The organism is Synechococcus sp. A15-44 (assembly GCF_014280115.1).
GTDB lineage: Bacteria > Cyanobacteriota > Cyanobacteriia > PCC-6307 > Cyanobiaceae > Parasynechococcus.
Genome location: NZ_CP047938.1, coordinates 1304118 through 1317347 on the forward strand (window position 1 = coordinate 1304118; position 13230 = coordinate 1317347).

Genomic DNA, 13230 nt, shown 5'->3' on the forward strand with positions numbered 1-13230 from the left:
AGATCAATAATGAAGTCATCTCCCGGCGACCAGGCTCCTGAACCCCAGTTCCCTTGACCCCGCGAACGAACCGATCGCGTTTGATGCCATCAGCGACGCCCTGGCGGCGATCCGCAATGGGGAATGCGTTGTCGTAGTGGACGACGAACAACGGGAGAACGAAGGCGATCTGATCTGCGCGGCCCAGTTCGCCACCCCGGAAGCGATCAACTTCATGGCCACCGAGGCACGGGGCCTGATCTGTCTGGCCATGGAGGGACAGCGGCTGGACGAACTGGATCTGCCGCTGATGGTGGACCGCAACACCGATGCCAACGAGACGGCCTTCACCGTGAGCATCGATGCCGGCATCGAGCATGGGGTGACCACCGGCATCTCCGCCGAAGACCGCGCCGCCACGATTCAGGTGGCCCTCAACCCAGCCACACGGCCAGCCGAACTGCGTCGCCCTGGGCACATCTTTCCCCTGCGCGCCCGCCCCGGCGGCGTGCTCAAACGGGCCGGTCACACCGAAGCCGCTGTGGATCTGGCTCAGCTGGCGGGCCTCAGCCCCTCCGGAGTGATCTGTGAAATCCAGAACAGCGATGGCTCCATGGCCCGCTTGCCGGAGCTGCGCAGTTACGCCGATCGCTGGGGGCTGAAGCTGATCAGCATTGCTGACCTGATCCGCTACCGGCTGGAGAACGAGCGCTTCGTTCGCCGCATGGCCCAGGCCCAGATGCCCAGCCGCTTCGGCAGCTTTCAGGCGGTGGGCTACTGCAACGAACTGGATGGCTCCGAACACGTTGCCCTGATCAAGGGTGAGCCCAATGCCCTGAGCGAACCCGTGCTGGTGCGCATGCATTCCGAATGCCTCACCGGCGATGCCTTCGGCTCACTGCGCTGCGACTGCCGGCCCCAGCTGGAGGCGGCCCTGCGCCAGATCGAAGCGGAAGGCGAGGGAGTGGTTGTTTATCTGCGCCAGGAAGGGCGGGGCATCGGCCTGATCAACAAGTTGAAGGCCTACAGCCTCCAGGAAGCCGGGCTCGATACCGTTGAAGCCAACGAGCGGCTTGGCTTCCCGGCGGATCTGCGCAACTACGGCGTCGGCGCACAGATCCTCTCCGACCTCGGCATCCATCGGCTGCGGTTGCTCACCAACAACCCCCGCAAGATCGCCGGCCTCGGCGGCTATGGCCTGCAGGTGGAGGAGCGGGTGCCGCTGGTGATGGACCCCGGTGCCCACAACGCCGACTACCTGGCGGCCAAGCGGGAGAAGCTCGGGCATCTGTTCGAATCCGAGAGTCCCTGTGTGGTGCTGGCCCTGGCGGTGAACGTGGGCCCCGAAAGCTGGCCCACCATTCGCCAGGAAGTGGAGGCCATCGCCCAGCGCCATGGCTTCAGCCTTGAGGCCCTGCATGAACCCCGCTTGTTAGCGCTGTGGGATCGACCGCAATTCGTCTGGAAACTGATTCCCGACGGCGCCGATGCAACCCCCCTGCTCAAGAGCCTGGCGGCCCTGGCGGCCACCGAGCGGGTGGGTCTGATGCGCGTTCCCACGGAGCGGATGGCATTGCACCCTCCCCAGACCCTTGAACGGGTGGAGCATCAACTCAATGAGTTGATCAACCTGGGCAGTGACGGACTGCTCGAAAACGGGCCGTCACTGCTGCATTGGACCCGGAGCTGATCAGCCTTCCTGGATCGTCACTTTGTTGATCTTGGAGCCGTTGGCCAGCTTCAGCACCACATCCATGTTGCCGGTGTGACCGAACACGGTGTGCACACCATCGAGGTGAGGCTGGGCCTCATGGCAGATGTAGAACTGCGAGCCGCCGGTGTTGCGGCCGGCATGGGCCATAGCCAGGGTGCCGGCCTGGTGCTTCTGCTGGTTGATCTCGCAATCGATCTGGTAGCCGGGGCCGCCGGTACCGGCCATGCCGCGGGCGCCTTCACGGCTGTTGGGGCATCCCCCCTGGGCCATGAAGCCGGGGATGACGCGGTGAAAGGCCAGACCGTCGTAGAAGCCATCCTTGGCCAGCTTCACGAAGTTGGCGACGGTTTTCGGGGCATCGGCTTCGAACAGCTCGAGCTCGATCAGGCCTGCTTCAGTGTCCATCAAGGCCTTGGTCATGGTGGCGCGAGCAAAATTGGAGTGTAAAGAGACGCCGACCATGCCCGACCTCTCCCAAGCCCGCGTCGGTGTGATCGGCGGCAGCGGCCTCTATTCGATCCCCGGCTTGCGCCAGGTGGAGGAACGCACGATCGACACACCCTTCGGAGCACCATCCGACCAACTGCGCCTGGGTGAGCTCGAGGGCGTCGAAACCGTCTTCCTGGCCCGCCACGGCCGCCATCATCATCTGCTTCCCAGTGAAGTGCCCTACCGGGCCAACATCTGGGCGATGCGTTCCCTGGGGGTGCGCTGGCTGATCTCGCTCTCGGCGGTGGGGTCGCTGCAGGAGCATCTGCAGCCGCGCGACATGGTCGTGCCCGATCAGTTCATCGACCGCACCCGGGACCGGCCCGCCAGTTTCTTCGGCAACGGCTGCGTGGCCCACGTCAGCCTTGCGGACCCCTTCTGCCCCAATTTGAGTGCCCTGTTGGCCGATGCCGCCGAACAGGGTTTGCCGGAGGGTCGACGGCTGCACCGCGGTGGCACCTATCTCTGCATGGAGGGCCCCGCCTTCTCCACCCGGGCCGAAAGCAAGCTCTACCGCTCCTGGGAATGTTCGGTGATCGGGATGACCAATCACACCGAAGCCCGTCTGGCCCGGGAAGCCGAACTGGCCTATGCCTCCCTGAGCATGGTCACCGACTTCGACTGCTGGCATGAGGATCACGACGCTGTCTCGGTGGAGATGGTGATCGGCAACCTTCAGGCCAATGCCTCAGCCACCGAACCGATCCTGAGTGGATTGATGCAGCGGCTCAAACAGGACCCTCCCGACTCGCCGGCCCACACAGCCCTCGCCAACGCCCTGATCACCCCCAAAGATCAAGTCCCGGAACAGACCCGGTCCAACCTTGATCTGTTCACCGCCCCCTACTGGGGACCATTCGATCAGGCTTCCGCCAGCTGAGCGCCGCAGGCGGCCAAGGCCGGCCGCAGCTGTTGGTTGTGCTGCTGCAGAAGAGCCTTGGCCTGGTCCACCGACAAGACTGCTGCAGCCATCAACAGGGCGAGTTTCACCGATCCGCCGGCCTCCTCCAGCAGCGTCAGCCCCCGCTCCCGCTCCACACCAGCAAGATCCCGCAGGATCCGCAGCGACCGGTCCACCAGCTTGCTGTTGCTGGCGGCCACGTCCACCATGCGGTTGCCGTAGACCTTGCCCAGCTTCACCATCACGGCTGTGGAGAGGGTGTTCAAGGCCAGTTTTGTGGCGGTTCCAGCCTTCATCCGGGTGGATCCCGTCAGCAATTCAGGGCCCGTGAGCAGGCGGATGTCGATGTCGCAGGGCAGGGGCGCCTGCTCCGTAGGAACACAGGCCATGGCGATGGCGAGGGCTCCGATGCTTTTGGCGAACGCCAGCCCACCGCGCACGTAGGGGGTGGTGCCGCCGGCGGCGATGCCCACCAGGCAGTCCTTGGCGCAGAAGCCCCTCTCCTCGAGATCCGCACGTCCGGCGGCCTCAATGTCCTCAAGCCCTTCCGAGCTGCGCAGCAACGCGGCGGAGCCACCGGCGAGAACCCCCTGAACCTGTTGGGGATCACTGCAGAAGGTGGGCGGACATTCCGCGGCATCCAACACCCCCAGCCGTCCGGAGGTGCCAGCACCCAGATAGAAGAGCCGGCCTCCGGCACGGAGGCGCTCGGCAACGGCATCAACCGCCTGGGCCAGGGCCGGGGCCACCGCGGCGACGGCCTCCTGGGGGCGACGATCCTCGTCTGCAAACAACTCCACCAGCGCCAGGGTGTCGAGCTGATCCAGGCGTGAGCTGCGCTGGTTGCTCTGCTCAGTGAGCAGGTGGCCGCGGTCGCTGGAGGGCTGCAGATCGGGGTCGAAAACGGCCATGGCTCAGAGCAGACCCTCCAGGCGCCGACGCAGCTCATCCAGTTCAGGATTCGATTCCAGCTCGGTCTCCAGTCCCTGGCGCGCCGGCTCCCCGGCCTGCTGCTCTGCCACCCCGCCGTCAGAAACAGCCTCGTTCGAAACCGGATCGTTCGAAACCGCGTCGTCCTTCCAGTTGCTCACATCGCGGTTGCTCTGGGGCGGCGCCATGAACAGACGCTCCTCGTCATTGCTCGGCACAAAGCCCGACTCGATCAGCCGGGCCTCGTAACCGGCCTCACGGCAAAACAGATCCACGTCTTCCCGATCCAGGGCCTCCACCGTCGGAACCGGAAAGTCCTGGGCCTCCAGAAGACCGGCATACCGCTCGGCATCGTCGGGGTTCTCAAACAGCAGAACCACGGTTCGTCCGGCGATTTCAAGCGAGTGGATGCCTTCGCTATCCGTACCGGCATCAAAGAGCAGGACGTGGACGCGCATCGGGAAAACCGTCAGATCAACCGGTCCGGAGTCTCACCCATCGTCAACCACCCTGCCAGGATTCGCTCGCCAGTTCCTGAAGACGTCGGTAGAGGGCCCGTTCCGCATCACCCAGATCGGACGGAATCACCACAACGATCTCCACCAACTGGTCACCCCGCTCGTCATCCAGCTGCAGCCCGCGCCCCCGCAGCCGCAGCAAACGTCCACTGGATGAGCCTGGAGGAACCTGCAGCGTCACAGGACCATCCAGGGTCGGCACATCCACAGCGCAACCGAGGGCTGCATCCGGTGGGAACAGCATCAGCTTGTAGAGCACCCGCAGACCATCAATCTGCAGCCCGTCGTCGGTCACGACCCGGAGCTGCAGGAAATGATCACGGCCGCCAGGGGCAACGCCCTCAAGCCGCAGACGCCAGCCATCCCCAGCAAAGGGGGGCGTGTTCAGCTCGATCACGGTGCCGTCATCGAGCGTCAGTTCCACCACGGTTCCCTGGAGAGCCTGATCCGGAGTGAGATGAACCACCGACTCGAGATCTTCCACGGCACGCACCGGCGGCGGCGGCGGCGGTGCCGACACCGGACTTCGGAAGGGGGGATCGGGCTCGTCCTCAACCTCAACTGAGGAACGTCCTGTTCCACCGCCGAAGATCACATCGAGGTAGTCCTCAAAATTTGGGAATCCCTGGGCAAAGGGATCAGCAACATCCGCACGGGAGCCACCCCCCCGCTGCCAGGCCTCACGCCGGCGGGGATCGCTGAGCACCGCATAGGCCTCATTCACCAGCTTGAAGCGCTCTTCAGCAACGGGATCGTTGCTGTTGAGATCGGGGTGCCAGCGGCGCGCCTCCCGGCGAAAGGCCCGTTTCAGTTGCTGATCCGTGCAGTCGGAATCAACCCCCAGCAGAGACCAGTAATCAGGCTCAGCGGTAGATGTCATCGTCCCAAGGTGCAGGGTCACGCCGGCTCAGGCCACGGCCACGGTCACCCGGACGGCTGGGGGGACCCCAGGGGTCGTCGTCCCAGTCATCGGCAAACAGCTCATCCTTGAGGGAGCCCAGGGTGTTGCGGATTCCCTGAAGCGGGCTGCCATCGGCCTGACGTTCCGCCGACAGCCGACGGTTCAACCCAAACAAGGCCTCTTCAAGACCACTCACGCAGAGATCAAGCTCCTGAAGGTCGTCGTTGGCGAGGCAGTCCTGCACGTCACGCATGGCCATTTCAACAGCCCGTTGCTGCCGTTCAGCGCCATAGGGCCCCAGCTCAAGCGAGGCATCCCGCAGCCGCCGTTCCGCCTGAGCGAGCAAGGTCTGAGCCCGGTTGCGGCGCTCGATCTGGTTGCGTTTGCGCCTGTCCTCATCAGCCCTCGCCTCCGCTTCCGCCAGCAGAGCGGTCACATCCTCCTCATTGAGGTTCGAGCCGCCCTGAATCGACACCGACTGCTTGCGGCCGGTGGTGCGGTCGGTGGCACTGACCTGCAGCAGGCCATTGGCATCGATGTCGAAGGCCACCTGCACCTGGGGCACCCCCCGCGGGGCGGGTGGAATCCCGGAGAGCCGGAAACGTCCGAGGGATTTGTTGTCCGTCGCCATCTGGCGCTCCCCTTGCCAGACGTGAATTTCCACGGACGACTGATTGGCTTCCGAGGTGCTGAACACATCGGACTGACGCACGGGGATCGGCGTGTTGCGGGGAATCAGCACCTTCATCAATCCGCCGATGGTCTCCAGTCCCAACGACAGGGGGGTGACGTCGTTGAGCAACAGATCCCTGAGCTCACCGGTGAGGATCCCCGCCTGAACGGCGGCACCGATCGCCACCACCTCGTCGGGGTTCACCGATTGGCAGGGATCGATCGGCACGAGGGTGCGCACCAGTTGCTGAACCATCGGCATCCGCGTGGCACCACCCACCAGCACGACGTCATCGATGTCGTCAGCTGACCAACCGGAGTCGCGCAGTGCTGCCTGGACCGGACTCAGCAGACGATCCAGCAGATCGGGGCAGAGCCCTTCGAAGGTGGCGCGGTCCAGGCGGGTTTCGATGTGCAGCGGACCATCGCTGCCGGTGGCAATGAAGGGAAGCGAAATCGGGGTGCTCAGCACGCCGGAGAGTTCCTGCTTCGCCTTCTCAGCCGCTTCCGTCAACCGCTGCAGGGCCTGGCGATCGCGGCGCAGATCAACCTTGTGCTCCTCTTCAAAGGCATCGGCAAGCCAGTTGACGATGCGTTGATCGAAATCGTTGCCGCCGAGTTGCGTGTCACCGTTCGTCGCCTTGACGTCAAAAACGCCGTTGGCGATGCGCAGCAGCGACACGTCAAAGGTGCCGCCACCAAGGTCGAAGACCAGGACCCGTTTGACGGCGCTGCGGTCAAAGCCATAGGCCAGAGCAGCTGCGGTGGGCTCATTGAGGATGCGCTCCACCGAGATGCCCGCCAGCCGTCCGGCGTCGCGGGTGGCCTGGCGCTGTGCGTCGTTGAAGTAAGCGGGCACGGTCACCACCGCCGCTTCCACCGGTTCACCCAGATAAGTGGATGCGTCATCGACAAGCTTGCGAATGATGCTGGCCACCAGTTCTTCGGGCGCGTATTCCCGCTCGGTCACCGGACAGGGAACCCGAACCTGCCCCTGGTCGTTGGCACGCACCGTGTAGGGAACCGAGAGGCTGCTGTCGTCCAGTTCGTCCCAGTCCCGGCCGACGAACCGCTTCAGGTTCGAGAAGGTGTTGCGGGGGCTGAGCACCAGCTGGCGCCTTGCCAGCTGACCCACCAACAGTTCCTGATCCTTGGTGTATCCGACGACGGATGGGGTGGTTCGGCCGCCCTCGGCATTGGCGATCACGTGGGGGCGACCTGCCTCCAGCACAGCGACAACCGAATTGGTGGTCCCCAGATCGATTCCGACGATCCGCCCCATATCCATGAAAACTTGATCCCCACGCTAACGGCAGGTTCAAACCGGCTCCAGCCCCCCCGCTTAAGCCGTTCTTAATGACCTCAAGCAATTTGGGTCATACGTTGTTAAGGCACGCCTGTGGATGCATGTCCAACGCGGACAGTCGTTACCTGCTCCGGACTCGTCCACCAGCGGAAAAACTGGTGGACATCGGCTTCAAAAATCTCGCCATCGCCATGGCTTCCGTCGTGGCGATTGTTCTGTTCTCAATTCTCGTGGTGGTTTTCCACGGGAGCCTGGATTCCATGGCCCGTTACGGCTGGCAGTTCCTGGTCACCTCAGACTGGAATCCGGTGGACGACCAGTACGGGGCGGGGGCCGCGATCTACGGCACCCTGATTACATCGCTGCTGGCCTTGCTGATCGCGGTGCCCCTCGGGGTTGGCACAGCCATTTTCATCACCGAAAACATCATTCCCAAGCAGATCAGGGACGTGATCGGCCTGATGGTGGAGCTGCTCGCGGCGATTCCATCGGTGGTGCTTGGCCTCTGGGCCATTTTCGTGTTGGAACCGTTCATCAGACCTGGGCTTGAACTTCTCTATCAGCTGTTCAATTGGTTCCCCCTGTTCAGCACTCCACCGATGGGTCCTGGCACCATTCCTGCGGTGTTGATCCTGGTTGTGATGGTCTTGCCGATCATCACAGCCATTTCTCGTGATTGCCTGAATCAGGTTCCGCCGCAACTGCGCCAGGCGGCCTATGGGGTGGGCACAACCCGCTGGGGGGCCATCATCAATGTGATCCTCCCGGCAGCGATTTCAGGGATCATTGGTGGTGTGATGTTGGCCTTGGGCCGCGCCATGGGAGAGACCATGGCCGTGACCATGATCATCGGCAATTCCAACAACTTCAGTATTTCGCTGCTGGCGCCGGGCAACACGATTGCAGCAATGCTGGCCAATCAGTTTGGTGAGGCCGACGGCTCCCAGGTGTCGTCACTGATGTATGCAGCCTTCGTGTTGATCGTTCTGACACTGGCGGTGAACATTTTTGCCCAGTGGATCGTGAAGCGTTTGAGCCTGAAGTACTGACATGACACAGACACTTAGCCAAAATCTCCCCGGCTCGGGCCCTGATCTCAGCTACAGGCCTTTTCTGCGCAGGAACATCGGCAGCGGAGTTCTTTCACTCATCGCCGCGATCTTCGCCGTGATTGCTGTGCTGCCCCTGGTTCTGGTGCTGGGTTACGTGATCGTGCAGGGGGGCAGCAAGATCAGCCTGGCCCTGCTGACGCAACTTCCACCACCGCCAGGCCTCGAAGACGGCGGCATTGCCAATGCGATCGTTGGAACGCTGGTGGTGACGGCCATCGCAGGTTTGATCGCCATACCGGTCGGCGTCGGCGGCGGCGTGTTTTTGGCTGAATACTCCCGCTCGGGGTGGTTCGCTCAGTTCATCCGCTTCGGCACCAATGTGCTGGCCGGGGTTCCTTCGATCATCGCTGGCGTTTTCATCTACGGCACGATCGTCACCAGTCGAATTCTGTTCGGGAACGCCTACAGCGCCGTGGCCGGAGGCATGGCACTGGCGGTGCTGATGCTTCCCACAGTGATCAAAACCACCGACGAAGGCCTGAAGCTGGTGCCCGACGATCTCCGGCGTGGTGCCCTCGGCGTGGGGGCATCCCGGTTCGTCACCGTAGTTCGAATCACCCTCCCCGCCGCATTAACCCCGATAGCCACAGGGGTTGTGCTGGGCATTGCCCGAGCAGCAGGCGAAACAGCTCCCTTGATCTTCACCGCTCTGTTCTCACCGTTCTGGTCGGATCTGCTCACACCGGATGGCATTTTCGCTCCAATCGCGACCCTCTCGGTGATGATCTACAACTTCGCGATCATGCCCTACGAATTTCACAACGAGCTGGCGTGGGCCGCGTCTTTTGTGCTCGTGGTGATGATCCTGGCCCTGAACCTCTTTTCCCGCTGGCTGGCGCGATTTGCTGCCAAATAAACCACTTTCTCTTTAAAACAATGACGACTCTTCAACAGCCCCAAGCCACCCAATCCCACAACGCAGACGTCGCCCTTTCCCTGCAGAACGTCACGATCAGCTACGGCGCTTTCGAAGCCGTCAAAAACGTCTACTGCGAGATACCCCGGGGCAAGGTGACAGCCTTCATTGGCCCATCTGGTTGCGGAAAGTCCACAGTGCTTCGTGCGCTGAATCGGATGAATGATCTGATCGAAGGCTGCTCACTGAAGGGAAGCATCCTGTTTGGAGGAGTTGACCTCTACGGAGCAAAGATTGATCCGGTGGAGGTGCGCCGCCGGATCGGGATGGTGTTCCAACAACCCAACCCATTTCCGAAAAGCATCTACGAAAACATCGCCTTCGGCGCTCGCATCAATGGCTACACAGGAGACATGGATGAGCTGGTTGAGCGTTCCCTCCGCCAGGCGGCGGTTTGGGATGAGTGCAAAGACAAGCTGAATGAGAGCGGCTATTCGCTGTCCGGCGGACAGCAGCAGCGCCTCTGCATCGCGCGCACGATCGCGATCCAGCCAGAGGTCATCCTCATGGATGAGCCCTGCTCAGCCCTTGATCCCATCTCAACGCTGAAGATCGAGGAGACGATGCATGAGCTCAAGAAGAGCTTCACCATCGTGATCGTCACCCACAACATGCAGCAGGCCGTTCGCGTCAGCGACATGACCGCCTTCTACAACGCAGAGGCCGTTGAAGGCGGAACCGGAAAGGTCGGTTACCTCGTGGAATTCAACGAGACCGACAAGATCTTCAACGCCCCCCAACAGCAGGCCACCCAGGACTACGTTTCCGGTCGTTTCGGCTGATCGCCGAGCCAGCCCCAGGCAAGGCCGTGATTGGGCCTTCAGGCCTCGAAAAGGGCAAAAAAAATCCGGTCCTGAAGGACCGGAGAAGCGGAGAGCGAGGGATTCGAACCCTCGATAGAGTTGCCCCTATACAGCATTTCCAGTGCTGCGCCTTCGACCACTCGGCCAGCTCTCCACCGGCTAAATGGGGCAGGTGAGAATGTAGCAGGGCACTGCCAGCAGACCTTCATGCGTCCCAGCCACAGGATCACGATTCACTGGCGCCAAGAGGGTCGCACCATCACCCACGACGTCCCTGAGGGGGACTACATCCTTCACAGCTTCGAAGAGCAGGGTGACCCACTTCCTTTCTCCTGCAGAAACGGATGCTGCACGGAGTGCGCCGTTCGCGTGCAGAGCGGCAACCTCGACCAGCGCGAAGCCATGGGTCTGTCGCGGGAGCTGAGGGACAAGGGCTACGGCCTGCTCTGCGTGGCCCGCGCCATCGGCCCCCTGGAGGCTGAAACCCAGGATGAGGATGAGGTGTACGAGCTCCAGTTCGGTCGCCACTTCGGCAAAGGGCGCGTCACAGCTCGCATTCCCCTCGAGGAGGAGTGAACATGCCGAAATCGATCTGCACCCGTGCCGCCCACGAAGCCGGTCTCACCCCAAGCGATCTGGAGCGTCTTGTCGGCGTGGCCCGATCTGCGGCCGATGCCGGTGGCCAGGAACTGATGCGCCACTACGGGCGCCTGTCGTCCATCGAAAGCAAAGGCCGCATCGGCGACCTGGTCACCAATGCCGACCTTGCTGCCGAACGCATCGTCTTGGAGCTGCTGGCGGAGCAAACCCCTGAGATTGCCGTGCTGGCGGAGGAAAGCGGGGCAGCCGGTCAGCAGGACGGCCTGAGGTGGTGTGTTGACCCCCTCGATGGGACCACAAACTTCGCCCACGGCTACCCCTTTTTTGCCACCTCGATCGGACTTACCCTGGGCCAGCAGCCCATCCTCGGGGCCATCGCTGTGCCCTTTCTGAAGGAGATGTACTGGGGGGCACCGGGGGTCGGAGCGTTCTGCAACGACAGACCACTGCAGGTGAGCAGTTGTGATCGGCTCGAAGACTCCCTGCTGGTCACCGGGTTCGCCTACGACCGGCACACCCGACTCGACAACAACTACGCCGAGTTCTGCTGGTTCACCCATCGCACCCACGGCGTGCGCCGGGGCGGTGCTGCAGCGGTGGACCTGGCCTTCGTGGCCGCTGGCCGCCAGGACGGCTATTGGGAACGGGGCCTGTCTCCCTGGGATCTGGCCGCTGGCGTGGCGTTGGTGGATCTGGCCGGTGGAACCGTCACCGGCTATGGCAATCGACCCTTCGATCTCTCCAGTGGCCGGGTCGTTGCCGCTGGCGCCAGCCTGCATGCGGCGATCACCGAGGGGCTGTCTCTGGTGCAACCACTGCCTGGAGCCGCCTTCGGAGCGCCCGAGGTCACGGCCATGGGATCCTGAGGCGTGGCCGAGAGGACGTGAGATGGCGCTGCAACCTGCAGCTGGCGCAAAGGATCTGAATCCACGTCAGGTGGAGACCAACCGACAGCTGACGGAACGTCTGGCGTCGGTGTACCGCCTCTGGGGCTACGACGAGGTCTCGCCACCCCGGGTGGAACGCCTGGCCACCCTGATGGCCGGCGGTGCCATCGACAGCTCAGACATTGTTCGTCTGGTGGCTGATGACCCCCTCGGGCTGCGCCCGGAGATGACGGCATCCATCGCCAGAGCCGCCTGCACCCGATTTGCAGATCGCCAGAGACCGCTGCGGCTCTGGGCCTCTGGCACGGTGTTTCGCACCCGTTCCGCCGATGAGGGTGGTCAGTGCATTGAGGAAAACCTTCAGAGCGGCGTTGAACTGTTCGGCGTCAGTGGCAGCGAGGCGGAGATGGAGCTGCTCAGCCTGCTGATGGCCTCCGTTCAGACCCTGGGGCTGCAGGCCAGCCAAAAACCAAGGCTGTTGCTGGGTCACACCGCTCTGATGGATCTGGTGCTGCGTCCGTTCAGCGGTGCGTTGCGTGATCAGATCCGCACGGCATTGATCGATTTCGACCGGTTGGCCATCGAGGGCTTCGATCTGGCCGACGCTGAGAAGACCAGGCTGCTCTCCTTGCTGGACTGCCGTGGCACCCCCGACCAGGTGCTGACGCAGCTCGGCAGTCTCTGCGGGGAACAGCCGGTCTTCGATGAGCTGCGGCGCCTCTGTGCGCATCTCGCCTCGGCAGCTCAGGCTCAGGCGGTGACGATCCAGCTGGATCCAACCTTTCAACCCCATTTCGAGCTCTACACCGGCCTGGTGTTCCAGCTGGTCTGTGATGGCCGCAGTTCACCGGTGGTGATTGCCCGCGGCGGCCGCTACGACGATCTGGTGCGCCGTTGCGGCGCAACGGATGACCGGGCTTTTGGCGCAGGGTTCAGCCTCGCGATCGATCCGATCCGCGAACTGATTTCAGACCTGGATGCTGCCGAACAGGAGCAGTCCGATGTTCTCGTTGCCTTTTCAACGGCCTCGAATCTGGAATCCGCCATGGAGCGTCAGCGCGGCTGGCACGAGCAGGGACGCACCGCCGTGATGGCCCTGGAACCCCTGGCGTCCAAGCAGGAGGCTGAGCAGCAGGCGAAGGCCCAGGGTGGTCTGCAGCTGGATTGGGTCGATCCTTAGGATCCCGCTGTGAAGCAGGACCTCCATGGCTCATTCCATCGTCACTGACGTTTGCGAGGGCATCGCTGACTGCGTTGATGCCTGCCCTGTGGCCTGTATCGACCAAGGCAAAGGAAAGAACAAGAAGGGCACTGACTTCTACTGGATCAATTTCGACACCTGCATCGATTGCGGTATCTGCCTGCAGGTGTGTCCCGTTGAGGGAGCCATCGTTGCTGAAGAGCGCCCTGACCTGCAGAAGACGCCCTGAGCTGGACCAAGGGACGTAGGTAAAAGGTACGGAGAACCCCCTGAAACAGCCGTTGAGCCCGGGTAAAACCTG

The 13230-nt window shown here is 62.9% G+C and carries 14 protein-coding genes and 1 tRNA gene; 9 read left to right on the forward strand and 6 right to left on the reverse strand.

Annotated features, from left to right (window positions below; all coding sequences use genetic code 11):
* The first annotated feature begins 73 nt into the window (after positions 1–73).
* Complete coding sequence (gene ribBA / locus SynA1544_RS07245; RefSeq protein WP_186515493.1) at positions 74–1669, forward strand: bifunctional 3,4-dihydroxy-2-butanone-4-phosphate synthase/GTP cyclohydrolase II; 1596 nt, start codon at positions 74–76, stop codon at positions 1667–1669.
* Here ribBA and SynA1544_RS07250 read toward each other — a convergent pair whose 3' ends face one another.
* Positions 1670–2113, reverse strand: a complete 444-nt coding sequence (locus SynA1544_RS07250; protein WP_186515372.1) for a peptidylprolyl isomerase — start codon at positions 2111–2113, stop codon at positions 1670–1672.
* Here SynA1544_RS07250 and mtnP point away from each other — a divergent pair.
* Positions 2112–3062, forward strand: coding sequence for an S-methyl-5'-thioadenosine phosphorylase (gene mtnP / locus SynA1544_RS07255; RefSeq protein ID WP_370594107.1), 951 nt, complete (start codon positions 2112–2114; stop codon positions 3060–3062). The two genes, SynA1544_RS07250 and mtnP, sit on opposite strands and share 2 nt — an antisense overlap.
* Here the strand turns inward: mtnP and murQ are convergent.
* From murQ to dnaK, 4 genes are read right to left on the reverse strand one after another with little or no spacing between them, the layout of a single operon-like run.
* Complete coding sequence (gene murQ, locus SynA1544_RS07260; protein ID WP_186515374.1) at positions 3044–3994, reverse strand: N-acetylmuramic acid 6-phosphate etherase; 951 nt, start codon at positions 3992–3994, stop codon at positions 3044–3046. The two genes, mtnP and murQ, sit on opposite strands and share 19 nt — an antisense overlap.
* Positions 3995–3997: 3 nt before the next feature.
* Positions 3998–4471: a DUF3110 domain-containing protein gene (locus SynA1544_RS07265; RefSeq protein ID WP_186515375.1), complete on the reverse strand. Its 474-nt coding sequence runs from the start codon at positions 4469–4471 to the stop codon at positions 3998–4000.
* A gap of 43 nt (positions 4472–4514) precedes the next feature.
* Positions 4515–5411, reverse strand: coding sequence for a DnaJ domain-containing protein (locus tag SynA1544_RS07270; RefSeq protein ID WP_186515376.1), 897 nt, complete (start codon positions 5409–5411; stop codon positions 4515–4517).
* On the reverse strand, positions 5395–7386 hold the full coding sequence (gene dnaK / locus SynA1544_RS07275) for a molecular chaperone DnaK (RefSeq protein ID WP_186515377.1): 1992 nt from the start codon (positions 7384–7386) through the stop codon (positions 5395–5397). The genes SynA1544_RS07270 and dnaK overlap by 17 nt, the downstream gene beginning before the upstream one ends.
* Before the next feature lie 125 nt (positions 7387–7511).
* On the opposite strand from dnaK, the gene pstC reads away from it, so the two are divergent.
* Genes pstC through pstB form a run of 3 tightly spaced genes read left to right on the forward strand, consistent with a single transcriptional unit; the run spans position 7512 to position 10220 of the window.
* Entirely contained in the window at positions 7512–8459 is a 948-nt protein-coding gene (pstC, locus tag SynA1544_RS07280; protein ID WP_186512727.1) for a phosphate ABC transporter permease subunit PstC, read from the forward strand.
* Position 8460: 1 nt separating this feature from the next.
* Positions 8461–9378 carry a phosphate ABC transporter permease PstA gene (gene pstA, locus SynA1544_RS07285; protein ID WP_186512729.1) on the forward strand — a complete coding sequence of 306 codons (918 nt, stop codon included), beginning with the start codon at positions 8461–8463 and terminating at the stop codon, positions 9376–9378.
* A gap of 20 nt (positions 9379–9398) precedes the next feature.
* Positions 9399–10220, forward strand: coding sequence for a phosphate ABC transporter ATP-binding protein PstB (gene pstB, locus SynA1544_RS07290; RefSeq protein ID WP_186512731.1), 822 nt, complete (start codon positions 9399–9401; stop codon positions 10218–10220).
* Between the two features lie 88 nt (positions 10221–10308).
* On the opposite strand, the gene SynA1544_RS07295 is transcribed toward pstB, so the two are convergent.
* A tRNA-Ser gene (locus SynA1544_RS07295) sits at positions 10309–10395 on the reverse strand.
* Positions 10396–10448: 53 nt separating this feature from the next.
* Here SynA1544_RS07295 and SynA1544_RS07300 point away from each other — a divergent pair.
* Genes SynA1544_RS07300 through SynA1544_RS07315 form a run of 4 tightly spaced genes read left to right on the forward strand, consistent with a single transcriptional unit; the run spans position 10449 to position 13158 of the window.
* Positions 10449–10817: a 2Fe-2S iron-sulfur cluster-binding protein gene (locus tag SynA1544_RS07300; protein WP_114989241.1), complete on the forward strand. Its 369-nt coding sequence runs from the start codon at positions 10449–10451 to the stop codon at positions 10815–10817.
* A 2-nt stretch (positions 10818–10819) separates the two neighbouring features.
* Entirely contained in the window at positions 10820–11707 is an 888-nt protein-coding gene (locus SynA1544_RS07305; RefSeq protein ID WP_186512732.1) for an inositol monophosphatase family protein, read from the forward strand.
* Between the two features lie 22 nt (positions 11708–11729).
* Complete coding sequence (locus SynA1544_RS07310) at positions 11730–12908, forward strand: ATP phosphoribosyltransferase regulatory subunit (protein WP_186497766.1); 1179 nt, start codon at positions 11730–11732, stop codon at positions 12906–12908.
* A 25-nt stretch (positions 12909–12933) separates the two neighbouring features.
* Positions 12934–13158 (forward strand): ferredoxin family protein, encoded by a 225-nt coding sequence (locus SynA1544_RS07315; protein ID WP_006851587.1) that lies wholly within the window; start codon positions 12934–12936, stop codon positions 13156–13158.
* Positions 13159–13230: the final 72 nt, after the last annotated feature.

What these genes read in the sequence shown, in the direction of transcription:
- mtnP (WP_370594107.1), top strand. Translation starts at nt 2,112, where the DNA reads ATGGTGGCGCGAGCAAAATTGGAGTGTAAAGAGACGCCGACCATGCCC.
- SynA1544_RS07250 (WP_186515372.1), bottom strand. Translation starts at nt 2,113, where the DNA reads ATGACCAAGGCCTTGATGGACACTGAAGCAGGCCTGATCGAGCTCGAG.
- murQ (WP_186515374.1), bottom strand. Translation starts at nt 3,994, where the DNA reads ATGGCCGTTTTCGACCCCGATCTGCAGCCCTCCAGCGACCGCGGCCAC.
- SynA1544_RS07265 (WP_186515375.1), bottom strand. Translation starts at nt 4,471, where the DNA reads ATGCGCGTCCACGTCCTGCTCTTTGATGCCGGTACGGATAGCGAAGGC.
- SynA1544_RS07270 (WP_186515376.1), bottom strand. Translation starts at nt 5,411, where the DNA reads ATGACATCTACCGCTGAGCCTGATTACTGGTCTCTGCTGGGGGTTGAT.
- dnaK (WP_186515377.1), bottom strand. Translation starts at nt 7,386, where the DNA reads ATGGGGCGGATCGTCGGAATCGATCTGGGGACCACCAATTCGGTTGTC.
- pstC (WP_186512727.1), top strand. Translation starts at nt 7,512, where the DNA reads ATGTCCAACGCGGACAGTCGTTACCTGCTCCGGACTCGTCCACCAGCG.
- pstA (WP_186512729.1), top strand. Translation starts at nt 8,461, where the DNA reads ATGACACAGACACTTAGCCAAAATCTCCCCGGCTCGGGCCCTGATCTC.
- pstB (WP_186512731.1), top strand. Translation starts at nt 9,399, where the DNA reads ATGACGACTCTTCAACAGCCCCAAGCCACCCAATCCCACAACGCAGAC.
- SynA1544_RS07300 (WP_114989241.1), top strand. Translation starts at nt 10,449, where the DNA reads ATGCGTCCCAGCCACAGGATCACGATTCACTGGCGCCAAGAGGGTCGC.
- SynA1544_RS07305 (WP_186512732.1), top strand. Translation starts at nt 10,820, where the DNA reads ATGCCGAAATCGATCTGCACCCGTGCCGCCCACGAAGCCGGTCTCACC.
- SynA1544_RS07310 (WP_186497766.1), top strand. Translation starts at nt 11,730, where the DNA reads ATGGCGCTGCAACCTGCAGCTGGCGCAAAGGATCTGAATCCACGTCAG.
- SynA1544_RS07315 (WP_006851587.1), top strand. Translation starts at nt 12,934, where the DNA reads ATGGCTCATTCCATCGTCACTGACGTTTGCGAGGGCATCGCTGACTGC.